Origin of the sequence: Vibrio campbellii CAIM 519 = NBRC 15631 = ATCC 25920 (assembly GCF_002163755.1) — a bacterium.
GTDB lineage: Bacteria > Pseudomonadota > Gammaproteobacteria > Enterobacterales > Vibrionaceae > Vibrio > Vibrio campbellii.
In genome coordinates this window covers 1,438,011-1,464,597 of sequence record NZ_CP015863.1, presented here as the reverse complement: position 1 = coordinate 1,464,597, position 26,587 = coordinate 1,438,011, and the positions used below count along the sequence as shown (strand labels likewise).

Here is a 26,587-nt window from a genome sequence, read left to right as displayed (position 1 = left end):
TCTCGCCTCCTTTTTAGGAGGCTTTTTTTGTGCTTTAACAAATTAAAGCAAACGTTTGCTTTTTCTATGGCGAGTTAAAATAGTTCTGGTATGATGCCTTCATCCGATTTATTCAGCACATACTTCTCGCTGGATATCTTCTCTTTATGACGTTTGATTAAGATGATAGGAATGTCGCAATGAGCCTTGCTAATCAAGTACTTGCCGTCAATGACGACCTGCCAATTCGCACCCACAAGCCTGTTCACAGCGGAAAAGTCCGCTCTGTTTACTGGTTAACTGAAGAAGACAGCGCACGACTGATCAAAGAAAAAGGATACGATGTCGCACCTGACGCGCCACTGGCTATCATGGTGATCAGTGATCGTATATCAGCCTTCGATTGTATCTGGCACGGCGAAGGTGGACTAAAAGGCGTTCCGGGGAAAGGCGCTGCATTGAACGCAATCTCTAACCACTGGTTCAAATTGTTTAAAGATAACGGCCTTGCTGATAGCCACATCTTAGATATCCCTCACCCATTCGTTTGGATCGTACAAAAAGCGAAACCAGTTAAGATTGAAGCAATCTGCCGTAAATACATCACGGGCTCTATGTGGCGTGCCTACGCAAATGGCGAACGTGAATTCTGTGGTATTGAACTTCCTGAAGGTCTTGAGAAAGATAAAGCGCTGCCTGAATTGCTCATGACGCCTTCAACCAAAGGTATTTTGAAAGGCATTCCTGGCGTTCCTGAAGCGGATGATGTCAACATTACTCGCCAGAATATCGTAGACAACTTCGAGGCCTTTAACTTTTTAAACGCAGAAGACATCGCGCAGTACGAGAAGCTATTAAAAGAAGGCTTTAACGTGATCAGCAGTGCGCTTGAAGCGATTGACCAAACGTTTGTGGATACCAAGTTTGAATTTGGCTATGTACACGATGCTGCCGGTAACGAAAAGCTAATTTACATGGATGAAGTCGGTACGCCTGATTCATCACGCATTTGGGATACGAAAGAATACCAAGCGGGCAACATCGTTGAAAACTCGAAAGAAGGTTTCCGTCAGTTCTTGCTAAACCACTTCCCAGATCCCGATATTCTATTAAACAAAGAGCGCATGCCAGAACGTGAAGCGCTTGCTCGTGATAACGAACTGCCAGTAGAGTCTTTGATGGACATCTCACGCACTTACATCGGTATTGCAGAGAAGATAACGGGCCAACCAATCAAGTTGAGCAACGATCCAAAAGCTGAAATCATCGAAATTTTGAGCAAAGAATACGGTTTGATCGACTGAAGTCACACTAAGTATTGAACGGTCAAATTGACCAAACGAAAAGTCCGCACAAGTGCGGACTTTTTATGTTCTGAACGAGGCGCCGAGTCGTCCCCTACTCTATATCAAGCGTCAAGCCATCCGATGTGGATGCCACTTTTTTGGTTACTTGATAGTTTCTATCTTTAATCGTAGACAACATATACCACGTTGACTCTGCTTTCTCTGGTGTAAAGGTGACACGCATAAAGCCACGTTGCTTGATGTCTGTCCATTGCAGTTCAGAAACTAGATTCGGCAATGTATATTCCATTTGAGCAATGGCGACGGGCTCCAGCGCTAAAAATTCTTCCAGGCCCGGAGAGCTGACCGAACTTGTAGCGAACTCGACACCAACAGGGTTGTTTGACACATCCTTCAGTTCACTGGTCCAAGCATTGTGCGTATCACCAGCTAAGCAAACAAAATTGCCTGAGCTTGCTTTAGCGATTTCATAAACACGCTCACGTTCCACATAAAAGCCATCCCAAGCGTCTAGGTTGTATGGCAACTTTACAGTGTCCGAACTTGGATCAGCAAGATAACTGGCGATCGCATTATTCACTACTAGCAGCGCGTCCATTTTCTGCTCATCCGTCGCCGTAAAGAGTTGGAACATCGCCAACATCACCGAGCTAGGTAGCTCCATTCTCGACATAAGAACCTGCTGCCCAAGCACATTCCATTTTGCTTCTTGATTAAACGCATTCATTAACCAAGCGAGTTGCTCTGTACCAAGTAGTTCTCGTTCTGTACTGCGAGACTGAGCAACTAATCCACCAATCGCTTCCATAGTAGGAGCATCGAGAGAAAAATAATCCAATGGCTGATCGCGGCCTACCAATCGAGTATCGAGCATCATCAAATTGATCAAATCACCAAAGGCAAACTGACGATAAATCAGCATACTTGAAAAGGTGTTTTCTCGCACAGGAAGCCACTCAGTCCAAGCCGCTGCCGCCGCGGCGCGTCTGTCATTAAAACTGCCTTCGCTGTTATGGTGGTTTTCCGCCCCTTCCTTCCATGCATCATTGGCTAACTCGTGGTCATCCCAGATTGCGATCATCGGTAATGCTGCATGCAGAGCTTGGAGATCTTCATCTTGGCGATATTGAGCGTAGCGCTTTCGGTAGTCATCTAACGTAATACATTCAGTGCCCTTGCTTGGCTCACGTCCCAATGCTGCCGCATCCTCACTCGCATAGCCCCCGGCACCATATTCGTAGATGTAATCGCCAAGGTGCAAAACCACATCGAACGACGCTTTTTGGTGCTGTTCCAAAATCTCTTTATAGACATTGAAGTAACCCGCCGGATAATTCGCACAAGACACAACGGCCATCGATGCTTTGTCTACACTGCCTTCTGGTAGAGTCTGCGTTATGCCTACAATACTGCTTGCCTCACCGACCATAAAACGGTAGTAATACTGTGTATTGGGGTTGAGATTTTGCACATCTACCTTCACCGTGAAATCACGACTGGTATCTGTCACAAAGGTGCCGCTTTGCTCAATACTAGAGAAATCTTCCGTTGCAGACACCTGCCAAGAGACATCGACATAACTCGCCTCCGTAGTCACACGTGTCCAGATGATTACTTGAGTTTGAGTTGGGTCCCCACTGGCGACACCATGTTCGAATGAGGCATCGGTGACTGTATTTGTATCATCACTCCCACATGCAGTTAGTGTGGTAGCAACGGCTCCTGAAGAGACGACTTTTATAAAATCTCGGCGAGACAATGACATAGTAACTTCCTTTGTTATTGTGTTCTTATCGATGCGCGTTTTCCTACGCTAAGTAACAGGCCAATTTTGGTATTGGGTTTGTTTGGCTAATTACTCTAAAAAACATTAAGTTAGAAGCTAGTTATGACAATTACATTTCTGGATGTGACATTTTTGTTAATTAAAGTGTAAATACTCTATATTCATCACATTTCCAACAAACCATGAACCTATTGATAAATATGATATTCAAAACAAAAAAAGCGACCCGTTATAGGTCGCTTTGTGTTTGAGGAAATGTTCCTTGGCGTTAGAGCTTCAAATTAAGCACATCTTGCTCTGCAGTTTCTACTTTTAGTTTACTACGAGATTCAATGTACTCTATCTGCTGAGAGTCTAACGAATAAGGCATCACTACACGTAATTCATGGATCCCTTCATGTTTTGCTAGTTTCACCAACATCACTAGATTGGATTCATCGCTCTGACGTGAAGACATCGATTTTAAGGCAGCATTCCAAAGGCGATCCTCTGGTTGGCTTAATTCCGCGATGTTCTGTTTCCACATCAGACCAAAAATGGGAGCGATGGTGGCAAAGGCCTCCAAAAAGGTCCACTTCTTACTTCCCGTTGCTCCTAGGAAGCTTGTGTAGTCGAATTCAATGCATGTCTTTCCTTGTTGCTCCATCCTATGCCTCGACACTCTGAACTGAGGTATACAAAATATCGTTCAATTACTTTGATATAGCAATAGGATATAAAACAATGGTCTTTTATGCCTTAATTTGACCTCAAAAGGAAATATTAAAACCAGCTTTGTAACAAATGATGTACAGCTTCGCCATATATACGCATCCAATTGATTAATATTTTAAACGCCAAACTAAAAGCACGCTCACACAAGGAGAACAAGCAAATCGGTACTAGAGGTTAACCAATTTGATTCCCAGTCCAATACGGGTTTGTGAATGGTCATAATCAATCAAGGTTTCACCATAGCCATGGTAGCCCTGAACATACAAACCTAAGATGTCATTAAAGTACAAGGTGTACCCCAATTCTACGCCACCTTTGTCATCGGCAAAGTTGTAGAGGCCTCGGGTATTAAACACACCAGCGCCAGTATAGAACTTCGCCCACAATTCATAGGGTGCATAGTAGTCTTCCATGTCGTCATTTTCTGTGGTAACGACCCACCAAGCATGCGCACCGTATTCAACTGGACCTGAGAAACGCTCAGCAGCGAGATAAAGACGATCCCAGCTACGAGAAAGCTTACTCGACTGGCCGTTTGATTCATGCTTGTAACCCAACTCTAAGTGGTTAAACAACAGCATGTTAGATTGGTGAGCCAAGAACAATTGTGGTTTGTAATTGGTTTCTCTGAACGGAGAGGAAATGTCAGAGTTTGCGAGCTGCCAGAGAGACTTTTGCGTGTATGCGCCCATTAACGCGGTGCCAGAGCTGAATCGGTAAAACGGGAGCGAAGCTGAGATCTGAAACTTCACTTCAAACTGTTGCAGCGAGTCCATTTCAGAACCGAGTTCGTTGTAAGCGTTTTGATTGATGTCGGTGGTGTATGTACCTAATACGTAGTTGTCTTCATAAGTTGAAATCTGTGCAATGTTTTTTCCGTAAACCAATGCGGGACACAACAAGAATGGAATTACTTTATATTTCATCGTTTTCCTTCACGCCGCTCAAGAGGAGCGGCAAATTCATTCCTTATCACCTAAAAATTAGGTCATAAACTGCAAGGGAAACGGGCTAAAGCAATTATCGTTCCGGGGTATGAATTTCCTTATTTCACATCCAGCACACGACTGGCTTTTTTGTACTGCACTTTCCAACCAGACCAACGAGGTAGCTCCCAGCGTTTAGGGTCCCCCTTTCGATTGCCATCGGAATAAATAACATGAACCAACTTGCGAGACACGAAGTACTCCACGTCGAGTTTTAATTCAGCCAACAGCAGTTTAAGCGGAAATTGCTCTGCAAAGTCCTGATACTCCCAATCAGGAATGCCTTCGAATGGGATATCGTCCGCTTCAAACAGTTCAATGTCTTCCATGCTTTCCACGCCAAGCGTTTCTAACTGTTCCACGAGCCAAGTTGAAAACGACAAACCATCAAGCGTGTCTTTATCGATAGGCTCTTGATTTAATCCAAGCGCGTTATAAATCTTCCAATGTTGTATTTGCTGTTTTCTTAACGGGGCAAAACCCGGCAGTAGCGTTTCGGCTTCCATCATCTCCACGATGGACTGAACTGCGACACCACCTTCAAGCGCTTGGAATTCCGTGCAAATGGTTCGCCCAGCATAGCTCAAATGCATGGTCGCGCGCGGCGCTTCTTCCTCATAATTGGTTTCGCCTTGCTGCCACTCGCCAAGTTCTAATTCACGCAACAACTTAAGTGAAACGGGCAGCATTACAGAGGCAAGGTTAAAAGTCTGCTTTACGCCTCGTCCGGGCACGCTGTGACTATCTAGCACCAATGCTGCTTCGCTTTTTTCAGGAAAACGGCTATTGCGCCCGACCATCATTTCCATCAAGCCATTGCCTAGCGCGTCACGACGTCGTTCTCGGCGCACAAATACAAGTTCTGGATGTAACGTGACAATGGCTTTGGTCAACTCATCACGTTTGTATCGCGATGCGACTCCAAGATCCGGCAATTCAAACACTTCTCGCATTTGTTTTGCTAAACCTTGCGATTCATCAAGCACGCTCGCATCAACATTAACGCCAGGAAGCTGCTCCCCTCGCACCAAACGAATCATCAACGAGGCATCGCAGCCAAATGGTTCTTCTTGTGCTAATGCTTCCGCCGATTCCCCACCTTGCAATTGATACAATTGAGCGGGTACAGAAAGCGCTGCTGCTAAGTCGATCATTGCTTCTTTTTCTGTTTTGGTCTGGATACGAGTCACTAAATCCGCAAACAAGGCATCAATTGGTAAAGGGTAAACTTTTTTACCGTGTTCGGTGATTTCACCTTGCTCGTCTATCGCTTCCATCCCTTGCAGGGTTTGGCGTGCTGAGTTGAGTGACTTTTCAGGTACAGAATCGAGGAAGGAAAGTTCGGAAAGTCTGTATCCACAACAAGCCGCAGCGAGCATTGGTTCTACGAGTTCTTCGCGGTGCAATTCAGGCGGAGTCACTAACTCTAATGGCGCATGCTCACCAAACAAGCGAATACACGCCCCTTCAGCAACACGACCTGCCCGCCCCATTCGCTGCGCTGCGCTGGCTTTAGAAATGTTGGTTAACGTCAGTGCTGTTCGCCCATTTCGTTGTACGGTTCTACGTTCCAAGCCACTGTCGATCACGACGCGGATGTTTGGAATGGTCAGAGAGGTTTCCGCGACGTTGGTTGCCAACACCACTTTGCGTTGCTTTTGTACTGTCAATGCACAGTGTCGTTCTTCATCACTGACTGACGCGTGTAACTTCACCACCAGCACATCATCAAGGTTTTGCAGCATCTGTGAACATTGAGTGATCTCTTTACGACCCGGTAAGAAAACGAGAATATCGCCCTCTTCGTCTTCCAAAGCTTCTTTCACCGTGCGAACAACATCGTTCTCGCAACCCTTTTTGTTCGGCAAGTAACGGCTATCCAGTGAACGATGGGTAACGGTAACAGGAAAACAACGACCTTCCGAGCGCAGCCGTTTGGCATCCAAATAGTTCGCCAGTTTTTCACCCTCTAAGGTCGCTGACGTGACAATCAAACGGTGCTGTTTTTCTTGCTTTAAAATCGCCGTAAGGAGATCAATGTCCCAGCGGCGTTCATGAAATTCGTCCACCATCACGATATCGAAGCTAGCCAGTTTGTCTTCCGCGAACCAACGTAGTGCAACACCGGGTGTCACGAACACGACATTGGTGTTTTCATCGTAGTGTGCATGAAGCTTAATCGCGTAACCAATCTGCTTACCAAGTGGTTGGCCGGATTGCTCGGCAAGAAACTCGGCTAACGATGTGCAAGCAATTCGACGTGGCTCAATCACCAATACTCGGCCGTGATTGGCCGCCCAAAGCGGCAAGCGTGTGGATTTACCAGAACCGGTTTCGGCTTCTACCACTAAATGGTGGTGATTCACGAGTTGGTCAAATTCAGCTTGTAAGCTATCGATAGGTAATTGAGACATAAAAAATAGAACGTGATAGTGGATTGCGAGGCATTATACCTGAGTGAGAAATTCCTGCTTTAGGAATCGCTTCTGACTAATTAATGACAGTATTGTCGTTTTAGTGACGATATTTTCGTCGGTAATTGGATTTTTTTGCGACATTACGTTGATGTACATCAACGAATGTTTACAACTAAATAGTGAACCCGTTAGAATTTTGCACGCATCCTTCAACCCTACATTTAAGGCACCCAATGAACAACGACAAGCGCCCACTCTATATCCCATATGCGGGTCCGGCTCTTTTAGCGACCCCTCTTTTGAACAAGGGCAGTGCGTTCTCCGGAGAAGAACGTAGTTCATTCAACTTGGAAGGTCTTCTACCAGAGACGACTGAAACCATCCAAGAACAAGTAGAGCGTGCGTACCAACAGTACAAAAGCTTTGAAAGTGACATGGACAAGCACATTTACCTACGCAACATCCAAGACACGAACGAAACGCTATACTACCGCCTAGTTCAAAACCACATTTCTGAGATGATGCCTATCATCTACACACCAACCGTTGGTGCAGCGTGTGAGAACTTCTCAAACATCTACCGTCGTGGCCGTGGTCTGTTTATCTCGTACCCGAACCGTGACCGTATCGATGACCTGCTAAACAATGCAGCAAACCACAACGTTAAAGTTATCGTGGTAACGGATGGCGAACGTATCTTGGGCTTGGGTGACCAAGGTATCGGCGGCATGGGTATTCCAATCGGTAAGCTTTCTCTTTACACAGCATGTGGCGGTATCAGCCCAGCTTACACACTACCAATCGTACTGGATGTGGGCACTAACAACCCGCAACGTCTAGCAGATCCTATGTACATGGGCTGGCGTCATCCACGTATCACTGGTCCAGATTACGATGCGTTTGTTGAAGAGTTTATCCAAGCAGTACAACGCCGTTGGCCAGATGCCCTGATCCAGTTCGAAGACTTTGCACAGAAAAACGCAATGCCACTTCTAGAGCGCTACAAAGACCGCATCTGTTGTTTCAACGATGACATTCAAGGTACAGCGGCGGTAACCGTAGGCTCTCTACTTGCAGCATGTAAAGCGGCCGGTACTAAGCTATCTGATCAACGTATTACTTTCTTGGGTGCTGGCTCAGCAGGTTGTGGTATCGCAGAAGCGATCATCGCACAAATGGTGTCGGAAGGGATTTCTGATGAGAAAGCACGTTCACAAGTTTACATGGTTGACCGTTGGGGTCTACTGCAAGAAGGCATGCCTAACCTTCTTGATTTCCAACAGCGCCTAGTTCAGAAGTTCGATAATACGAAGAAGTGGGAAAATGAAGGAAATGGCTTCTCACTTCTTGATGTGATGCACAACGCTAAGCCTACTATACTGATCGGTGTATCGGGTGCTCCAGGCCTCTTCAGCGAAGAAGTGATCAAAGAGATGCACAAACACTGCAAGCGTCCGATCGTGTTCCCATTATCGAACCCAACGAGCCGCGTAGAAGCAACACCAAACGACATCATTCGTTGGACAAACGGTGAGGCACTAGTAGCAACTGGTAGCCCATTTGAGCCAGTGGTTCATGAAGGTCGCTCTTACCCAATCGCACAATGTAACAACAGCTACATCTTCCCTGGTATCGGCCTAGGTGTACTTGCAGTGAATGCCAAGCGCGTAACGGACGAAATGTTGATGGAATCAAGCCGTGCATTGGCAACATGTTCGCCATTGGCTATCAACGGCAACGGTGCCCTACTTCCGCCACTAGAGGAAATTCATCTGGTATCGAAGAAGATTGCATTCGCTGTAGCGAAGAAAGCGATTGAACAAGGTGTTGCGCTAGAAATCACCGATGAAGCGCTAAACGATGCCATTGACCAAGCATTCTGGCAGCCGGTTTACCGTCGTTACAAACGCACAGCATTCTAAATTTTGCTACGCTTTGTATAATATTTAGCCCTCGCATCGCGGGGGCTTTTGTTTTTTATTCTTTTTTCTCATCCTAACCATATTTTGGCATAAATGGGCTTCTCTCTTTTCATTTCTATCAGATATGATGAGGGATACACATTGAAATAAGGACATCGAACGTTTTGCTGTTTTCTCGCATAAAGTCAAACTGGAAGCTCAAGTTCTCATGGAAGCGTCTGGCTTTGGTTTTGTCGATCTCTTTACTCGGTCTCTTGGTCACCGTTATCGCCATTGACCGTTGGGTCGTGCTGCAAGCGCAAGAAGAAATCTTTACCGACTACGAACAAGTACCAGAGCACGAAGTAGCAGTCGTACTTGGCACCAGTAAGTACATTGGGAAAATCCTCAATACTTATTACACCCACAGAATCAACGCCGCTATCGAGCTGTACAAACAAGGAAAAGTGAAGCAGTTTTTGTTGAGTGGAGACAACGCACATCGCTCTTACAATGAACCTTGGACGATGAAGCGCGATTTACTCAGAGCGGGTGTGCCAGAAGAAGTGATTCATCTCGACTATGCAGGATTTCGTACTTTAGATTCCATCGTGCGCGCTAAAAAGATTTTCGCCTCCGAGCGTTTCTTGATTGTCACGCAACGATTCCATTGTGAGCGCGCTCTGTTTATTGCTGATGCTTATAATATCGATGCACAGTGCTTGGCCGTAGCGGGCCCAACAGCGAGTAAGCAGAAACTCAATATGAGAACACGTGAACTGATGGCCCGCGTGAAAGCATTTTTGGACTTGTACATCATGAATACGCAACCGCGCTTCCTTGGCCCTCAAGAGCCAATCGTTGCGGTGGAAGAAAAGCAGGAAGCCATCGACAACGAACGCAATATCCCGGTTCAGTGAGTCGAGCCAAGTGTCGCTTCTTTCAACATCCTTGTTCAATACAACACCGCCATAACAATTCATTAAAAGTAAATGGGTAGATTTCTACCCATTTCCAATTCTCAACCTCACACTTTCTTATTCCGCCGCCGATTCAGACAAAACACCCTTTCGCATTCGCAGTAACATTTAAATTAATAAATAACTACAAGTCAGTTACTTTGCCATAAAAAACCAACACTAAGGCAATGCAAAAGGAGCACAACCATGACCGCACTCGCTGTGACATTGAAGAACTGGTTCTTCACACGCAACAGCATGATATTGACGTCTAATGTCCTGCTGTTCGCTATTCTGTTCAACACCTTACCCTTTGAGCCTCAAGTCGTAACCGGCTTATGTATTTTGATTTTCGTTGCCGTACTTTGGTTGACGGAAGCCATTCACGTAAGCATCACGGCCCTATTAATCCCGTTACTCGCGGTGTTCTTAGGCGTATTCAATACCCAAGCCGCATTGAACAACTTCTCCAACTCGATCATTTTCTTGTTCTTGGGTGGTTTCGCACTCGCCGCCGCGCTTCACAAGCAAAAACTCGATCAAGCGATTGCCGACAAGGTATTGCTGATTGCGCGCGGTAAAATGTCTGTCGCGGTCTTCATGTTGTTTGGTGTGAGCGCTGGCCTATCAATGTGGATCTCTAACACCGCAACAACAGCGATGATGCTGCCTTTGGTTCTTGGTGTAATGAGCAAACTAGATGCGAAGAAGAGTCACAGCACTTACCTATTCGTGCTACTTGGTATCGCTTACAGTGCATCGATTGGTGGTATCGCAACACTGGTTGGTAGCCCACCAAACGCAATCGCAGCGGCAGAAGTTGGTCTGAGCTTCACTGAATGGATGGAACTTGGCTTGCCGATTTCATTGATTCTTATGCCTATCGCAATCTTAGTGCTTTACGTGATGACCAAGCCGGATTTAAGTCATCAATTCGAACTTGACCACAAACCTGTTGAGTGGACAAACGGTAAGAAGATCACGCTGGCGATTTTCCTATTAACAGTAACATTCTGGATTTTCAGCAAACCAATTAACGCCATGCTGGGCGGCTTCGCGAAGTTCGATACTTTGGTGGCGATTGGTGCGATTCTTTTGCTTGGTGCTTCTCGCGCTGTAGAGTGGAAAGACATTGAGAAGACGACTGACTGGGGTGTTTTGATCCTATTCGGCGGCGGTATTTGTCTAAGTAACGTCCTTAAAGCAACAGGCACAAGCGTATTCTTAGCTAACGGTCTAGCTGGTTTCCTAGAGCAAGCAGGCGTATTACTGACTATCTTAGCCATTGTCGTATTCGTCGTTTTCTTAACAGAGTTTGCAAGTAACACAGCAAGTGCGGCGCTATTGGTACCAGTATTTGCCACCATTGCAGAAGCACTTGGTCTATCGCCAGTCATTCTGTCAGCACTGATTGCTGTAGCTGCATCATGTGCGTTTATGTTGCCAGTAGCAACGCCACCTAACGCGATTGTATTTGCGACGGGTCATATCAAACAGAAAGAGATGATGCGAATCGGTATGGTGCTGAACGTTGCATGTATCGGTGCACTAACGCTATTCGCTTGGTTGTTCTGGTAAACACACGGTTTTGATAAAACATTGTCCTGACCAAAATAAAGAGAGCAACGTTTGAACGCCGCTCTCTTTTCAAACCAGCACTACGACTGCTGTCCTTGGTAATCACCCGAATACCTAACTACTACCCCTAGTCATGTTCAGCAGTTCCCTTTTGGTGGTCGGTCGGCCACTTTTTTTCTATGAAGCCTCAATTGCCGCTTCAGATTGCTTTTGCATACCGTAGTTCACCTCTATTCTATTTCGGCCGTTACGTTTGGCTAAATACAAGACTTCATCGGCACGCGCCATCGTTTCAGAAACACGCTCATTCTGCATTTGAGCAACACCAATGCTGCACGTCAAAAGCTCACCATGCACCCAAAGATGCTTCTCAACATTCTCTCTGATCAATTCCGCTTTTTTAACGGCTTGTTCGATATTCGTGTTCGGGCAGAAGACCACAAACTCTTCCCCTCCCCAACGAACAAGGCGGTCTTCAGGTAGGATTGAGCTTGCAATCACCATCACGAACTCACGCAAGATATCATCGCCCATCTGATGGCCATATTTATCGTTAACACGTTTAAACTTATCCAAGTCCATGTAAAGAATGGAGAACGAGTCATGCCCCCATCGAACTTGTCGTGCTTGCTGATCTAGCCAACTTTGTACCGCGTGGCGGTTCATCGCACCAGTTAAAGCATCGCGATGAGCCAGTTCCGCAAATTCATAATTTTGTGTACGAAGCGTCGAATTCACCTTCTCTAAATGGCGGTGGCGTTTCCGTACTTTGTTGTATGCGATTTTATTTTTACGCATTTCTTGTAGTGAGAATGCTAGACCCAGCGCCATCCATGAGAACAACAAAGCGAACAACAATGTCGACTGCTCTATGTATGCCCCTTCGAACTCGATTTTGTCGATAACAATTTTGTGGTTACCAAGAGCAGCACCCGCTCCGGTTGCGATATCAATTCGGGTGATATTGGAGAACTCCGGTGCGGAATGTTCAATCGCGACATCGTTGTCATTCAACCACCATGTCATCACCTGAAGGTTTGCAATTGGGATTTCGATGATCTCACTGAAATCTGACGGAGAAAACTGCATGCCATTGTATTTAATGGTGTACTCATCGTTTGGATCAGAGTAAGCCGAGTTAAAGTTTCTCAAATACAAACGTAAGTTCTTACTAGGGTTCTCTCCCTTCCCTGCCGATTCATGGCGGACTTTAAGACGAACGGTATGGTAACTAGAAAGATCGAGCCCTTTTGTTGCTTCCTTTACATCGGTATAGACTGAGACTCCGCAGTATGGCCATGCATATTTGCTCTCTTTCAAATCACAGTTCAACACTAAGCTGTGATTCTGGTAGGTAATGTCAGACTCGCTAAGGCCACCAGCGGCTGCATCGTTTGTTGCGTGGATATTGAACAAGTCTGGTGTCACAAGCAGTTTACGAGTATCACCAAGCAAGCTGTAAAGCGCCACCAAACTGATGGTGCATATCGACAATGCAAAGATTAATTTATGTATCCACTTCATAATGATAGACCTAGTTACTAACCACTGCACTGTTTATGTGGTGCAATGTACTGAAAGTTTTTTAACAATTCAAATAAAGTTATTTATCAAGCTAAAGAGTGATTTTTGACTCACAATCTCGTTTTCAATACATCTCCCTTAAAAACTAAATGTGATTTTGGTTCAAGTCTGTAAGGATGTTCGCGTTAATTCTTATTTGCGAAGCATTTCACGCTGCTCAAAGGTAGGTGTTTAAAAAGGCAGCGAACACGCTTCAATTCCATTTCAGCGCCGCTTTCTTATGCCTCTCTTCTTTACTTCGGTATATACTGGTCAAAAACACAATAATGAGTAATGTCATGTCAATAATTGCTACAGGCACGCTAAACAAAATGCGTGCTTCTCTAGATGGTGCAGTAAGCTACCGGCTGCCAGTGGGTGAAGAAGAAGTGGATTTGAGTCCGTTTCTTGGAAAAACCCTCACTCTAACTCACACAGGAAATATCTATTGTTGTTCTTGTGGTAAGAAAACCAAGAAGAGCTATTCCCAAGGCCACTGCTTTGTTTGCATGAAGAAGTTGGCGAGTTGCGACATGTGCATCATGAAGCCAGAAACTTGCCACTACGAACAAGGCACCTGCCGTGAGCCGCAATGGGGTGAAGAGAATTGCATGGTGGACCACTTCGTTTACCTATCGAATACTTCGAGTCTAAAAGTGGGCATCACGCGCCACACGCAAATTCCAACGCGTTGGATCGATCAAGGCGCGACTCAAGGTCTGCCTATCTTCAAAGTGAAAACTCGTCATATCTCTGGCTTGATTGAAATCGAATTAGCGAAACACATTGCTGATAAGACAAACTGGCGAACGCTGCTGAAAGGCGATGGCGACCCAATTGAACTGCAAGATCGATTTGCAGAACTGCTGCCATTAGTAGAAGACAAAATCGCTGAGATTAAACAGCAGTATGGTGATGACGCAGTTGAAGTGTTAAGCGAAAGCATTACTTCTCTAAGCTATCCGGTTCAGCAGCATCCGACTAAAATCACCTCGCACAACTTCGATAAAAACCCAGTTGTTACGGGTACGCTGCAAGGCATTAAAGGCCAATACCTGATCTTTGATACTGGCGTGATCAACGTGCGTAAGTTCACCTCTTATGAGGTTGAAGTGAGCGAATACATCCATAGTTAACAGAGGTTTTATCGTCAATTATCATTTGATAAAGAAGGAGCGTGACTCACAGCTCGATCCTTCACTTTTGCCAACTATCAAAACATTTTCATCATTTTGGTCATATATACCAAACCAAGACACCAAACCAGCAATATACTTCATACAAATCCCAAAAATCAGAACAAAGCTCCAAATTATCATTTAAACAGTCAAAAAACTGAAATTTATACCCTTTTTAGCAAATTACGTTGAAACCTAGTTCATTGACGATATATCATATCGACTGTTAACAATAAATTAACACAACATATGATAAGGATATCGAATGAGGTTTGAAAACAAATTCTTGCTGGAGGCGTTTCAAGTACCCAGTGAAGTTGCCACGGGTGTCTCACCGTACTTTGACTTGCTCCCACCAGATAAGTACATAAATAGTGGTCATAGGTTCCGTACGTACGCTCGTTTTCAGTCTGAAGACAAAGAAATTATAAGGCTTCCCCACTCTAAATTCATACAGTCTGCTGATATCAACCGAGTTCTTGGTGGCGTAGAACGGGACTTTTCTGAAATGTCTCGAGAAATGATAGAGACTGAAGAATTTCAGCACCTACTTAAATCATTTATGGAAAGAACAGGTGCAATAGACGATCACTCTGTCGTAGATGTCCACCAAATTCGAGTCACTTGTGATCACGATTCAACAAGCGCTCCTGCTCCTGAAGGGATCCATCAAGATGGTTTTAACTACGTCGGAATATTCTGTGTTAGAAGAGAGAATATTTCCGGGGGATACACTCAAATCTACTCGTCACCAGTCGACCAACATCCCCATATGAATACCGTTCTTGAAGAAAACCAGTTCGTCATTCTGAACGACAAACGTTTCTTCCATCATATATCTGAAACCTTATCTAGTATTGAAGGCAAAAAAGGAGTGAGAGATGTCTTTGTTTTCACCGCTTAATTCGCAGATTGAGGCGCTTCGTAAAGAATTCCCAGCACTGAAAAGCGAGAGTTTAGATGCTTCGCCGATTTATTTCGATGGACCAGGCGGAGCACAGCAGCCTCGAAGCGTTATAGAGAGTTACGCTAACTACCTCAAGGAAGGCAATACTAATCTTGGAGGTCACTTTTCAGTAAGTAGAAAAACTGGCGAATTAGTTGACACTTGCCGTGAAAAGGCAGCAGCCTTGTTCGGCGCTGAAAAAAAAGAAGAAATAGTCTTCGGTGCAAACATGACTTCAATGACATTTCATTTTAGTCGAGCAATCAGCCAAGATTGGAAAGAAGGTGATGAAATTATTCTGAGCACCGCTGACCACGGTTCTAACCGTTCTTCTTGGGTCATGGCCGCCCAAGACAAAGGTGTAAAAATCCACTATATCCCAATATTGGACAAAACTTGTAATCTTGATCTCGAAGCATACGCGGGAATGCTTAACGAGAGAACCCGCTTAGTCGCTGTTACTGCGGCAAGTAACTTGTCTGGAACTCTTGTAGATATTGAAGAAATAACTCGCCTGGGTAAAGCAAACGGCAGTGTTGTCTTCATTGATGCAGTGCATCTTTTACCTCACAAGATTATGGACGTCACCTCACTCGGTGCCGACTTTGTGGCAGGCTCTGCCTATAAGTTCTTTGGCCCGCATCTAGGTGTATTTTATGGTCGTCAGGCTGCGCTCGAACATTACACTCCTTACAAGGTTGAGCCAGCACCATCATACTCCCCAAACTGTTGGGAGACTGGAACCCTTAATTTCGAAGCACTTTCCGCCTTCTCTTCAACGATAGATTACTTAGCATCACTCGGCACTGGTGCTAACCTTAGAGATAAATTAATTAGCGGTTATGAGAATATCGGTTCCTACGAAAATGTACTCATAAAAAAATTTCTATACCATTTGGAAGAGCTCCCACAAATTGAATTGTTTGGAGAACCAAGTGTAAATAATAGGACAGCGACATTCGCCCTTAGATTTGGTGATCGAAACCCAGTCGAAATAGCATCATTTTTAGGGGAGCATGAGATATACACTTGGAGTGGTCATCTTTACGCAGACAAGCTGACAGATGCATTAAAGATTACAGATAAAGGTGGAATTCTCAGGGTCGGGTTGATGCATTACAATACCGAGGAAGAAATTGAGCACTTATTTAATGCGCTAAAAACTATACTCTAGCCCACTCAAGGAAAGCCGACTCACTTGTCGGCTTTTTGTCATTCCGCCGATGCCATGATAGCGACTATATATAAATCCTCATCCTCTAAAAAATATACTCTTATCTTCTCTAAGAAAGTAATAGGTATCCGTGACTAAGGCATTAATGCTGCAATTTGGAGAGTTATTGATAGATAACCTTGCAATTAAAGGACAAACACTAAGCCATTGCCTTCCCCCTTTAAAAATAAATAAAATTTCCATACAATCGGGAGAAATGTTCAGCCCTCTATGGAGCCATAATGAGCGACGTAAAACACTGTAAATTATTAATTCTTGGTTCTGGCCCAGCAGGTTACACCGCAGCAGTATACGCAGCGCGTGCTAACTTAAACCCTGTGCTAGTAACGGGAATGCAGCAAGGTGGTCAGCTAACGACCACTACTGAAGTAGAAAACTGGCCTGGTGACGCAGAAGGTCTTACTGGCCCAGGTTTGATGGAACGCATGAAAGAGCACGCAGAACGATTCGAAACAGAAATCGTGTTCGATCACATCAACGAAGTGGAATTGTCTCAACGTCCATTCCGTCTAAAAGGTGACTCTGGTGAGTACACTTGTGATGCGTTGATCATCTCGACAGGTGCATCAGCGAAATACCTAGGTCTTGAATCTGAAGAAGCATTTAAAGGTCGTGGCGTTTCAGCTTGTGCAACTTGTGATGGTTTCTTCTACCGCAATCAGAAAGTTGCGGTTGTGGGCGGTGGTAACACGGCAGTTGAAGAAGCGCTTTACCTATCAAACATTGCATCAGAAGTTCATCTGATCCACCGTCGTGATTCATTCCGCGCAGAGAAGATCCTTGTACAGCGTCTGATGGATAAGGTTGAAAGCGGCAATATCGTTCTTCACACAGACCGCACACTAGATGAAGTACTAGGCGACGACATGGGCGTAACAGGTGTTCGCATCAAAGACGTGAACAGCGGTGCGACTGAGGATCTAGCAGTAATGGGCGCATTCATCGCGATCGGCCACCAGCCAAACACGCAAATCTTCGAAGGCCAAGTAGACATGAAAGATGGTTACATCATCGTTCAATCAGGCCTTGAAGGTAATGCAACACAAACTAGCATCGAAGGTGTGTTTGCTGCAGGTGACGTAATGGACCATAACTACCGCCAAGCGATTACTTCTGCTGGTACAGGTTGTATGGCAGCATTGGATGCAGAACGTTTCCTAGACGCGCTTACTGACAAATAACTTTTCACATTTGTGTCATATCCTTAAAGCCCAGCGGTATTCCCGCTGGGTTTTCTTTTGTATACTAGCGCCTCATTAAAACAATTATCATTAAGCCTTCACAATGGATAAGAAAAAGCAAAGCAGCTTGAATAAGTGGCTTAAGCAACAGAGTAAGTTGGCCAAGCGCTGGCTGATGGTTGCGATAGGCCTAGGCGTACTATCAAGCGTGTTTTTATTGGCTCAAGCAGCCCTGCTCGCCTCCATTCTTCACCAATCAATCATCGAGCATGTCGACAAGAGTGAACTTATTTGGCACTTCGTCGGATTGGGTGTCACCGTTGTCGGTCGCGCAGCCTGTACTTGGGGACGCGAAATTGCCGGTTACCGTTGCGGCGAACAGATCCGCGTTTACATTCGCCAACTGATTCTAGATAAAGTCCACCAACTTGGTCCTGCTTATATCAAAGGCAAGCCAGCAGGTAGCTGGGCAACGTTGATTTTAGAGCAAGTAGAGGATATGCAAGATTTCTTCTCTCGCTACCTCCCGCAAATGTCATTATCTGTTTTGGTGCCTTTCATCATCCTAGTGGTGGTTTTCCCAATCAACTGGGCGGCAGGCCTCATATTCCTTGTCACTGCACCTCTTGTTCCTATGTTTATGGCATTGGTCGGCATGAAAGCCGCGGATGCAAACCGTAAAAACTTTAAAGCTCTGCAACGTTTATCCGGTCACTTCTATGACCGTTTGCAAGCGATGACTACTATTCGTTTGTTTGACCGCACTAAGTCAGAAACCGAGACATTAAAAGGGGCATCTGAAGTTTTCCGTACACGTACGATGGATGTATTGAAGATTGCCTTTCTATCTTCTGCGGTACTTGAGTTCTTCACTTCGATTTCAATTGCGATTACGGCGGTTTACTTCGGTTTCAGCTACATCGGTGAACTTAACTTTGGTTACTACGGTGCTGGTGTAACCCTCTTCGCAGGTTTGTTTATTCTTATCCTTGCGCCTGAGTTCTACCAACCACTTCGCGACCTTGGCACTTTCTACCATGCGAAGCAACAAGCGGTCGGTGCAGCAGAAAGTATCGTTGAATTCCTAGAGCTAGACGTTGACCAAGTAAAAGATGGTCACAAAGCTGTTGAACAAAACGCCGCGATTTATATCGAAGCGAACGATCTTGTTATCTTCAGCCCTGAAGGTAAGCAACTTGTTGGTCCCCTATCCTTCTCCCTAGATGCCAACCAAAGCACGGCACTAGTCGGCCCAAGTGGCGCAGGTAAAACCAGCTTAGTGAATACCATCCTTGGTTTTATGCCATACAAGGGCAGCTTGAAAATTAACGGCTGTGAATTGTCTGAGTTGGATCTAACAACATGGCGTGAAGCCATCAGTTGGATTGGGCAAAACCCAATGCTTCTGCACGGCAGCATTCGTGACAATGTCACCTTAGGTAAGCAAGATATTCAGGACCAACAAGTCCATTCGGTACTCAACGACTCCCACGCCGCAGAGTTTGTTGAAATGCATGGCTTGGATTACCAAATTTCTGACCGCTCCGGTGGTTTATCTGTTGGTCAGGCACAGCGTCTTGCACTTGCGCGTGCGATGCTACAAAACGGGCGTTTTTGGTTACTCGATGAGCCAACCGCCAGCTTGGATGCTCGCAGCGAGAAACTTGTGATGGAAGGCATCGGTAAATACACCGAATCCACCACTAACTTGATGATCACTCACCAATTGGCACCACTGCAAAATGTGTCTCAGATTTTGGTGATGCAACAAGGACAAATTGTCCAACGTGGTGATTACGCAACGTTGGCATCGCAAGATGGTTTATTTAAAGAAATGTTGGCTGCCAACCTAGCTCAACGTGAATCAGACAAGGGGAACTTAGATGCGTGATTTACTCCCTTATCTAAAACTGTACAAAAAGCACTGGTTTGGCTTGTCTCTGGGGATGCTTCTAGCGTTTCTGACTCTGGCCGCTTCTGTTGGTCTATTAACGCTGTCCGGCTGGTTTATCTCTGCGGCAGCTGTAGCGGGTTTGACCATTGCTCGTGAGACCTTTAACTATATGCTGCCTGGCGCAGGTGTTCGTGGCGCTGCGATGGCGCGTACTGCTGGCCGCTGGGGCGAACGTGTTGTTAGCCACAATGCAACCTTCAAGCTACTGACGGATCTACGCATCTTCTTCTTCAAGAAGCTTGCACCGCTGATCCCTGGTCGCGTTTCTACCATGCGTGATGCGGATCTACTGAACCGCCTAGTGGCAGACGTAGATGCAATGGATCACGTGTACTTGCGTCTTATCAGCCCTGTGATTGTTGGCGTATTCGGTATCTTATCGCTAACCGCAGTGCTTGCTTTCTTTGACTGGCATCTTGCCCTATTGCTTGGCGGTATCCTGACTGTGATGCTGTTGGTATGGCCGGTATTGTTCTACAAACTTGGCAAACATAACGGCGAACATCTGACACAAAATAAAGCACAGCTACGAGTGGCGACACTGGACTGGCTTCAAGGTTACAGCGAACTGAGCTTATTTGGCGCAGAAGAGCGCTACCGTAACGTAATTCTAGAGAAGCAAAAACAACTGCTATCCAACCAGTTCGTCAACGCTAACCTAACGGGTATGGCTTCTGGTCTGCTGATGCTAGCGAATGGTTTAACGCTCGTTGCTATGCTGTGGTTTGCTGCGGATGGCGTTGGTGGTCGTGCGCCAGATCCTTGGATTGCGCTGTTCGCATTTGCCACCATGGCAAGCTTTGAAATTCTGATGCCAATCGCAGGGGCTTTCCAATACCTAGGTCAAACACTGACATCAGCGCGTCGATTGAACGAAATCACCTTAGCGGAACCAGACGTTATCTTCCCAGAACAATCTAAACGTGAAGATAAGCCGCTAGATATTGAGTTCAGCAAGGTAGATTTCACCTACCCTGATGGTCAGCAAAAAGTACTGAAAGATCTCACGCTATCACTGCCACTGGGCTCAAAAACGGCAATTGTTGGCCAAACTGGTTCAGGTAAATCAACGCTTATTCAATTGCTTTGTCGCTACTGGGATGTAAACCAAGGTCAAGTGAGCATCGGTGGTGCGCCTCTGCAAGATTGGAGTGAATCTGATCTGCGCGCTGCAATCACAGTAGTAAGCCAACGTGTTGATGTTCTTAATGGCACATTGCGTGACAACCTATTGCTTGCAGCCCCTGAAGCCACGGACGAGCAGCTCGCTGATATCCTGACCAAAGTGGACTTGGCGAATCTCTTAGAAGAGCCAGGATTAAATGCTTGGTTAGGTGATGGTGGACGTCAACTGTCTGGTGGTGAAAAGCGTCGTATTGGCATTGCACGAGCGCTATTGCGTGATGCCCCAATCCTGCTTCTTGATGAACCGACCGAAGGTCTGGACAAACGCACCGAGCAAACAGTAATGGAACTGTTCAAAGAGCACTTTGCGAACAAGACCGTAGTATTTATTACCCACCGTTTGATTGAGCTAGAAAGCATGGACAACATCTGTTTGATGGAGCAAGGCGAGATCATCGAACAAGGTAGCCACCAAGCGCTACTAACTGAGAAAGGTCGTTACCACCAGCTACTACAATCTCTGTAGTCTGGAATTAACATACACAAAGGGCTCATCCATTGATGAGCCCTTTTCTTTTACTCTCGCAGTTCCCAAAGCAAGAGCAAACTCGATTATCGACCAGATTTCGCAAGGTACGCCGAAATTTCAGCCTCCGGTACCATGCCGCCACCCGTCGCCCAAACGAGGTGAATGGCGTTCTTCATCTTATCTTCACTAAATTGCATTCGAGCTTGGTAAGCTTGGTCTTGTGAAACATGCACCGCACCAATCATGCCCGCTAACGCTGATGGTTCTAAACGAATATCTTCTAGCTCGCTTAGCTCACCTAAATGGTGATACATGCGCTCATCCGTGATGGTGTAGTAACCATCAAGCAGTCTCTCCATCGCTCGGCCAACAAAACCTGACGCACGACCTACAGCTAAACCGTCAGCTGCAGTGATGTTATCAATAGCAAGATCTTGTACTGCAATACCATCATGCAAGCTTGTGTATACACCAAGCAGCATACACGGAGAGTGTGTCGGCTCCGCGAAGATACAATGAACGTTGTCACCAAACGCCATCTTCAAGCCAAACGCCACACCGCCAGGGCCACCGCCCACCCCACAAGGTAGGTAAACGAACAGAGGGTGCTCCGCGTCAACGATGATACCCATATCATCAAACTGTTGCTTCAAGCGTTCGCCTGCAACGGAATAACCTAGGAACAAGGTCTGAGAGTTTTCATCATCAATAAAGAAGCAAGTTGGATCTTTCTCTGCTTCTTTGCGTCCCTGCTCTACAGCAACACCGTAGTCTTGCTCGTACTCCACCACGTTTACGCCGTGAGAACGCAGCTTGTTTTTCTTCCACTCTCGAGCATCCGCTGACATATGAACCGATACAGAGAAGCCGAGTTTTGCACTCATGATGCCGATAGACATGCCGAGATTCCCTGTCGAACCAACGGCAATGCTGTACTGCTGAAAGAACTGACGAAACTCTTCACTGAACAATTTGCTGTAGTCATCACTTGCATTTAGAAGCCCAGCTTCAATCGCCAACTTCTCTGCGTGTGTTAGCACTTCATAGATGCCACCACGCGCCTTTATTGAACCTGAGATAGGCAGATGACTGTCTTTTTTAAGCATCAAACGTCCAAGAATTTGAGTGCCGTATTGCGCTTCCAAGCAGGACTTCATCTTGTCGATTTCAACAACGTTCGATTCAATAATTCCGTCAGAAGCCGCCGTTTCTGGGAAGGCTTTCATTAAGTATGGAGCAAAGCGTTTTAGTCGTTCACTCGCGTCTTTGATGTTGGCAGCACCTAAGCCAACGTACGGTAGACCTTCTTCAAGTGTGGTGATATTTGGGTTGAACCAAACCACCTCTTCTAAATCGATCAGCCGTTTAACTAACGGGAACTCGGTTATGAGCGCACATATGTTATGGGTTGTCATCTTTTCCTAGCTGCAAATTACTGTCTATGAGCACTATTAAAGCAAATCTATGCTTTAACTGACAAACGATCAAAACTCACCTTATATCAAAGTACCGATAAGGAAAACCAAGCCCCATGCTGAAACGAAAAAGATGGCAATCTGCGCGTTAACCTACTTTTGCTCTGACGAGACAACCTTTTGGATTGACCATCAAACTGGATATGCCGTTGATAAGCTCACGGCCGACTATACGATTGGGATTGGGGCAGAGAAAGTCGCTTTTGATGAGCCTAGTGAGTATGGCATCGTCAAAATTGGGACAGAAAAGTACATGCGCTGCCTCCTCAAGCTTGATAGTGCAATTTGGATGACTCGCCCTGAGTTATTGCTACTATTGAAGAAATGATATTCTCAATAACCAACTAACCTAATTTAGGAGGCCAAAGTAATGCCAGCCTCCTTTCAATAATAACAATAAGGCACATGTATATTTGGAGACTATCCAAAACAATTGAGACTGCAACAAGGATCACCCCAAAGGGAGCTAGCCACAAAGCTCAACCTTTCTAACCCCGAATTCGTATCCGTTGACTCAGTGTCAGTTAGTCGCTGGGAGAGAAACACCACCACACCCAATACGATTAAAGCCATCAAAGTATTGCGTGAATTAACACTGGATCTAAAGCCCTTCTTACTGTCCATCCCCTCCCCTGAAGATGAGACATTTCTAGATGATATTCTTTATACACGCTTTCGCTCCCAGCGTTCGTTATTGATGATGTCAGACTATGAAGAGTTGAAGCCCAGCGAAGAGATTGAGATTACCGAAGAAACCTTATTTGAAGACGAGGTTGATGCTCACCTTACTCGGTTAAAAAACTTTTTCCTGAATGCAGATTCCCACTATCCTAGAATGATCGATCTAGACTTCTTAACAATGCATGAAGAAAAGAAACTGATTACTTGGTAAGCCTTAGGGCAGAAAAAATCGCTTACGATTCTCCCGATAAAATAGGGTCAGTTAAAATTATAAAAACAGCATATCGTAAATGCTTACTGAAAGTAGATACCACAGTTTTATTAGCTCAACCATCGACTGTTTCTCTTCTTCATCAACATCTAGCTAATATGATCAATGGCTAAAAACCGATATAAGTCATCCTTCTAATATAACAAGCACTATGAAATCGTATTAATTACCATTAAAAATTAGTTCTTATAATCTAATTAGTTCTAAGCGAATAGATCCTGGAATAAATATCTAATACACCCATATAAAATATGCTCTCTCTGCCGAACATTTATCACTTTTAAGATAAGTTCAAAAAATAATTTACCGTATGGGTAGACGTATATATTTCATTAACCTATGAGATTAAAATCTAATAAAGGGAGTAAGTTCAAGGCATTTTTATTGTTATTTAGGACAAATATGTCCTTAACTAGGCATCTTCTATTCTATCAATAAGTACAATGCCTTCTCAATTTAACAACAAACATAATACGATTTGCGTAATATTTACGAACAAATACGACATAAATATTAATGAATTACCAGCCTACCATACACCATATCAATTTTTAAGAGCTATGTGTAAATGGAATACTATTTCAAGTATTTGACATATTTGGTAGGAAAATATCATTAACATAAATTATACCAAATATAACAAATTTAGCTATGGACATGTTTTAAACCAAAGGGGGAAAGTAAAGTGTTCGGGAGTTATCTAAAATCAATAAGAACCACATTAGGGTTAACTCAGGAGCAAGCATCGATAAGGTTAAACCTATTAGGTGGTGATTTAGCCAACATAGATTGTGTCACTTTCAGTCGCTGGGAGAGAGGCATCACTCAACCAAGCCTTAGTCGAAGAGTAAGGGTGCTTAGGGCATTTGAAAATAACTTGCTGCCTTATTTGTGCAGTTTGGGGGTGGACTCATCGTTAAAAGATGACGTGGAGCAATTTGAATTGTCGTTAAAGCAGCGATATCAGGATGCGATATCTATTCTTTCAGGAATTGACTACAACACGCCATTTCCTATTGAGCATAGCCATATTAACGAGGAGGAGCTCAGCCAAAGTAATGATCAAGACTTCATCCATAGTCTCAACAACTTCCACAATCAGTTGAAGTGGCTTAACGTCAAACATAATCTCACTTCCATCGATCTAGTTGAATACCAGCGAGACGGGAGAGCAATCACTTACAAATACCTCTCTAACAAGGAACTAGTAGGCCATAACATTGGCATGTTCTTTACTGAATCAACATTTGAGAATGAGATTGAGAGAGTTAAAAAGAAACGCTTATCTATCGATTCAATCGACCTTAGGCTGACCAAGGGGATAAAAGGCAAAGGGGTGTATTCTTATTACGCCATCAGTAAACACTCCAAAAACGAGCATGTTTTTCGTAAGCAATGGCATACTGAGTTCACTTTTTTAGCTCAAAACGCTCAGATCCATCATTACTATGCGAGTGTGACACTCAAAAGCTCGGTAGATGTCATGCTAAAAATGGGCTTCAGCGTAGCAGCCTATGAAGGCGAAAACCCTGTAGGAGCGATTAAGGTTGGTTCTAAGCGCTATACTCGAGCCATCATGTACATAGAGACAAGTGAATTGTTTACTCAGCCAGAATTTCTCTATCTGCTTACTTGCTGTGGTGTTTATTCCCACCAAAACTGCGAAGCCTTTACAGAACGTCCCGGCTGCATCTGCTAAGTAAGCTTCACCAATTTCATCATTGAGTATCCACTGCGATTAAAGGCCAACATTGCACCTTCCTCTTTCCTATGCCTCGTTGGTCTTTTCATTATTTCGTGGATAGTCAATAGGTCTTGCATCTGCTTGACCAAAAGGCACGAAATTAATGTGTTTATATTCTAGTTTTCTCAAGTCTCATTTTGTAGGCAAATAACAGATTAGATTTCAATAATATGCTTATTGTTGACTACTTCGCCGTCACTTTAGTTCAATCTCATTCCTCAGCGTTTTCACATTGACTCTGCAAAACCAACTTAGCAAACATGCTTTTATCTATTTCTTGGGTGCTATCCCATGTTTCCATTCACTCGTTGATATCGGTAGGTAGAGTGCCTCCGATTTGAATGAACTGCGCGCGTGCTTGCTCTTGAAATACTTCATCGTGCACCCCCCCTTTTTCAGGCAACGCGCCATAGAATTTGAGTGCCGCAGCTAACGCAGAGACATCGATATCTGTAAGTGGTTCAGGTCTGTGATCAGAGAACATAGGAACGAATGACATAAGAAAGTACATGTTGGGATATTGCATTGCTAGGGCGTTTTCTCCCTGCTTCGCTTTTTCCAATAACGTTTCCCATGTCGGCTGTATGTCATCCGTCAGTTTTGTATTCACGTACAAAACAAGGTGATTTCCCAAACCGAGTGGCACACCGTAGATGGCACCATCTACCGTTACGAATTCAAGAGCTTTAGGTTCAATACTCTTTTCCTCTATCCAACTCGGTGGAATCTTGGCGAGGTCAAAGTAATCGTGTAAACCAAGAAAGTCTGAAGGCACCCAAATTACATCAGGTACTGTAATCCCGGTTTGTTTAGCGAGCAGCAACTCAGAGCGGATATTATTAACATCAAATTCTCGGATGACGAGTGTATTGCCCGTCTCTTCCTGAAATCGCTCATTGATTTCAGCAACCGTGGAGCACTCAATACCACCCCACACTTGGATCTCCTGCGCGGAAATTAAAGAAGGAAGAAACAAGAGAAGGAAACAGCTCAGATATCTCACAAGAACCCTCGAAAATGACTGACATCAAAACAAACACAGCGAACCACAAGTGCCGATTCAAACAAGCGCCATGGAA

At 44.8% G+C, this 26,587-nt stretch carries 18 protein-coding genes and 2 pseudogenes; 13 read left to right on the top strand and 7 right to left on the bottom strand.

Annotated elements, in window-relative coordinates; all coding sequences use genetic code 11:
• Positions 1–179 precede the first annotated feature (179 nt).
• Entirely contained in the window at positions 180–1,283 is a 1,104-nt protein-coding gene (locus A8140_RS06950) for a phosphoribosylaminoimidazolesuccinocarboxamide synthase (RefSeq protein WP_005533470.1), read from the top strand.
• A 94-nt stretch (positions 1,284–1,377) separates the two neighbouring features.
• On the opposite strand, the gene A8140_RS06945 is transcribed toward A8140_RS06950, so the two are convergent.
• From A8140_RS06945 to A8140_RS06930, 4 genes are all read right to left on the bottom strand, one after another.
• On the bottom strand, positions 1,378–3,051 hold the full coding sequence (locus A8140_RS06945) for an alkaline phosphatase D family protein (RefSeq protein WP_005533469.1): 1,674 nt from the start codon (positions 3,049–3,051) through the stop codon (positions 1,378–1,380).
• A 289-nt stretch (positions 3,052–3,340) separates the two neighbouring features.
• Positions 3,341–3,718: a hypothetical protein gene (locus A8140_RS06940; RefSeq protein WP_005533468.1), complete on the bottom strand. Its 378-nt coding sequence runs from the start codon at positions 3,716–3,718 to the stop codon at positions 3,341–3,343.
• 235 nt (positions 3,719–3,953) lie between these two features.
• Positions 3,954–4,712 (bottom strand): phospholipase A, encoded by a 759-nt coding sequence (locus A8140_RS06935; RefSeq protein WP_005533467.1) that lies wholly within the window; start codon positions 4,710–4,712, stop codon positions 3,954–3,956.
• Between the two features lie 119 nt (positions 4,713–4,831).
• Positions 4,832–7,186, bottom strand: a complete 2,355-nt coding sequence (locus A8140_RS06930; protein ID WP_005533466.1) for a helicase-related protein — start codon at positions 7,184–7,186, stop codon at positions 4,832–4,834.
• A 236-nt stretch (positions 7,187–7,422) separates the two neighbouring features.
• On the opposite strand from A8140_RS06930, the gene A8140_RS06925 reads away from it, so the two are divergent.
• The 3 genes from A8140_RS06925 to A8140_RS06915 all read left to right on the top strand — a co-directional run bounded on the left by A8140_RS06925 (position 7,423) and on the right by A8140_RS06915 (position 11,627).
• A complete protein-coding gene (locus A8140_RS06925) occupies positions 7,423–9,111 on the top strand; it encodes an NAD-dependent malic enzyme (RefSeq protein ID WP_005533465.1) in 1,689 nt (562 codons plus the stop codon).
• A gap of 164 nt (positions 9,112–9,275) precedes the next feature.
• Positions 9,276–10,010 (top strand): SanA/YdcF family protein, encoded by a 735-nt coding sequence (locus tag A8140_RS06920; protein WP_005533464.1) that lies wholly within the window; start codon positions 9,276–9,278, stop codon positions 10,008–10,010.
• A gap of 246 nt (positions 10,011–10,256) precedes the next feature.
• Entirely contained in the window at positions 10,257–11,627 is a 1,371-nt protein-coding gene (locus A8140_RS06915; protein ID WP_005533463.1) for an SLC13 family permease, read from the top strand.
• Positions 11,628–11,804: 177 nt separating this feature from the next.
• Here the strand turns inward: A8140_RS06915 and A8140_RS06910 are convergent, their stop codons facing one another.
• Positions 11,805–13,151: a GGDEF domain-containing protein gene (locus A8140_RS06910; RefSeq protein WP_005533461.1), complete on the bottom strand. Its 1,347-nt coding sequence runs from the start codon at positions 13,149–13,151 to the stop codon at positions 11,805–11,807.
• Positions 13,152–13,489: 338 nt separating this feature from the next.
• Between A8140_RS06910 and A8140_RS06905 the strand changes: the two genes are divergently transcribed.
• From A8140_RS06905 to cydC, 6 genes are all read left to right on the top strand, one after another.
• Positions 13,490–14,326, top strand: a complete 837-nt coding sequence (locus A8140_RS06905) for a DUF2797 domain-containing protein (protein ID WP_005533459.1) — start codon at positions 13,490–13,492, stop codon at positions 14,324–14,326.
• Positions 14,327–14,633: 307 nt separating this feature from the next.
• Positions 14,634–15,272 (top strand): 2OG-Fe dioxygenase family protein, encoded by a 639-nt coding sequence (locus A8140_RS06900; RefSeq protein WP_005533457.1) that lies wholly within the window; start codon positions 14,634–14,636, stop codon positions 15,270–15,272.
• Complete coding sequence (locus A8140_RS06895) at positions 15,250–16,488, top strand: cysteine desulfurase-like protein (RefSeq protein WP_005533456.1); 1,239 nt, start codon at positions 15,250–15,252, stop codon at positions 16,486–16,488. Before A8140_RS06900 ends, A8140_RS06895 begins: the two co-directional genes overlap by 23 nt.
• Before the next feature lie 281 nt (positions 16,489–16,769).
• The gene (trxB, locus tag A8140_RS06890; RefSeq protein ID WP_005533453.1) at positions 16,770–17,729 is read left to right on the top strand and encodes a thioredoxin-disulfide reductase; all 960 of its coding nucleotides are present in this window, start codon (positions 16,770–16,772) and stop codon (positions 17,727–17,729) included.
• Positions 17,730–17,832: 103 nt separating this feature from the next.
• Positions 17,833–19,620 carry a heme ABC transporter permease/ATP-binding protein CydD gene (cydD, locus tag A8140_RS06885; protein WP_005533451.1) on the top strand — a complete coding sequence of 596 codons (1,788 nt, stop codon included), beginning with the start codon at positions 17,833–17,835 and terminating at the stop codon, positions 19,618–19,620.
• On the top strand, positions 19,613–21,334 hold the full coding sequence (cydC, locus tag A8140_RS06880; RefSeq protein ID WP_038863301.1) for a heme ABC transporter ATP-binding protein/permease CydC: 1,722 nt from the start codon (positions 19,613–19,615) through the stop codon (positions 21,332–21,334). Before cydD ends, cydC begins: the two co-directional genes overlap by 8 nt.
• A gap of 86 nt (positions 21,335–21,420) precedes the next feature.
• Here the strand turns inward: cydC and A8140_RS06875 are convergent, their stop codons facing one another.
• The gene (locus A8140_RS06875; RefSeq protein WP_005529166.1) at positions 21,421–22,752 is read right to left on the bottom strand and encodes a D-serine ammonia-lyase; all 1,332 of its coding nucleotides are present in this window, start codon (positions 22,750–22,752) and stop codon (positions 21,421–21,423) included.
• Between the two features lie 133 nt (positions 22,753–22,885).
• Here A8140_RS06875 and A8140_RS06870 point away from each other — a divergent pair, with 133 nt between their 5' ends.
• The 3 genes and pseudogenes from A8140_RS06870 (at position 22,886) to A8140_RS06860 (ending at position 25,463) form a co-directional block, all read left to right on the top strand.
• Entirely contained in the window at positions 22,886–23,140 is a 255-nt protein-coding gene (locus A8140_RS06870) for a hypothetical protein (protein WP_005529168.1), read from the top strand.
• A gap of 81 nt (positions 23,141–23,221) precedes the next feature.
• A pseudogene (locus A8140_RS06865) lies at positions 23,222–23,877 on the top strand (helix-turn-helix domain-containing protein).
• 572 nt (positions 23,878–24,449) lie between these two features.
• A complete protein-coding gene (locus A8140_RS06860; RefSeq protein ID WP_005529172.1) occupies positions 24,450–25,463 on the top strand; it encodes a helix-turn-helix domain-containing protein in 1,014 nt (337 codons plus the stop codon).
• Positions 25,464–25,845: 382 nt separating this feature from the next.
• Here the strand turns inward: A8140_RS06860 and A8140_RS06855 are convergent.
• A pseudogene (locus tag A8140_RS06855) lies at positions 25,846–26,445 on the bottom strand (extracellular solute-binding protein); the annotation flags it as partial.
• Positions 26,446–26,587: the final 142 nt, after the last annotated feature.

Coding starts and splice junctions, on each gene's coding strand:
- A8140_RS06950 (WP_005533470.1), top strand. CDS start 180: ATGAGCCTTGCTAATCAAGTACTTGCCGTCAATGACGACCTGCCAATT.
- A8140_RS06945 (WP_005533469.1), bottom strand. CDS start 3,051: ATGTCATTGTCTCGCCGAGATTTTATAAAAGTCGTCTCTTCAGGAGCC.
- A8140_RS06940 (WP_005533468.1), bottom strand. CDS start 3,718: ATGGAGCAACAAGGAAAGACATGCATTGAATTCGACTACACAAGCTTC.
- A8140_RS06935 (WP_005533467.1), bottom strand. CDS start 4,712: ATGAAATATAAAGTAATTCCATTCTTGTTGTGTCCCGCATTGGTTTAC.
- A8140_RS06930 (WP_005533466.1), bottom strand. CDS start 7,186: ATGTCTCAATTACCTATCGATAGCTTACAAGCTGAATTTGACCAACTC.
- A8140_RS06925 (WP_005533465.1), top strand. CDS start 7,423: ATGAACAACGACAAGCGCCCACTCTATATCCCATATGCGGGTCCGGCT.
- A8140_RS06915 (WP_005533463.1), top strand. CDS start 10,257: ATGACCGCACTCGCTGTGACATTGAAGAACTGGTTCTTCACACGCAAC.
- A8140_RS06910 (WP_005533461.1), bottom strand. CDS start 13,151: ATGAAGTGGATACATAAATTAATCTTTGCATTGTCGATATGCACCATC.
- A8140_RS06905 (WP_005533459.1), top strand. CDS start 13,490: ATGTCAATAATTGCTACAGGCACGCTAAACAAAATGCGTGCTTCTCTA.
- A8140_RS06900 (WP_005533457.1), top strand. CDS start 14,634: ATGAGGTTTGAAAACAAATTCTTGCTGGAGGCGTTTCAAGTACCCAGT.
- A8140_RS06895 (WP_005533456.1), top strand. CDS start 15,250: ATGTCTTTGTTTTCACCGCTTAATTCGCAGATTGAGGCGCTTCGTAAA.
- trxB (WP_005533453.1), top strand. CDS start 16,770: ATGAGCGACGTAAAACACTGTAAATTATTAATTCTTGGTTCTGGCCCA.
- cydD (WP_005533451.1), top strand. CDS start 17,833: ATGGATAAGAAAAAGCAAAGCAGCTTGAATAAGTGGCTTAAGCAACAG.
- cydC (WP_038863301.1), top strand. CDS start 19,613: ATGCGTGATTTACTCCCTTATCTAAAACTGTACAAAAAGCACTGGTTT.
- A8140_RS06875 (WP_005529166.1), bottom strand. CDS start 22,752: ATGACAACCCATAACATATGTGCGCTCATAACCGAGTTCCCGTTAGTT.
- A8140_RS06870 (WP_005529168.1), top strand. CDS start 22,886: ATGGCAATCTGCGCGTTAACCTACTTTTGCTCTGACGAGACAACCTTT.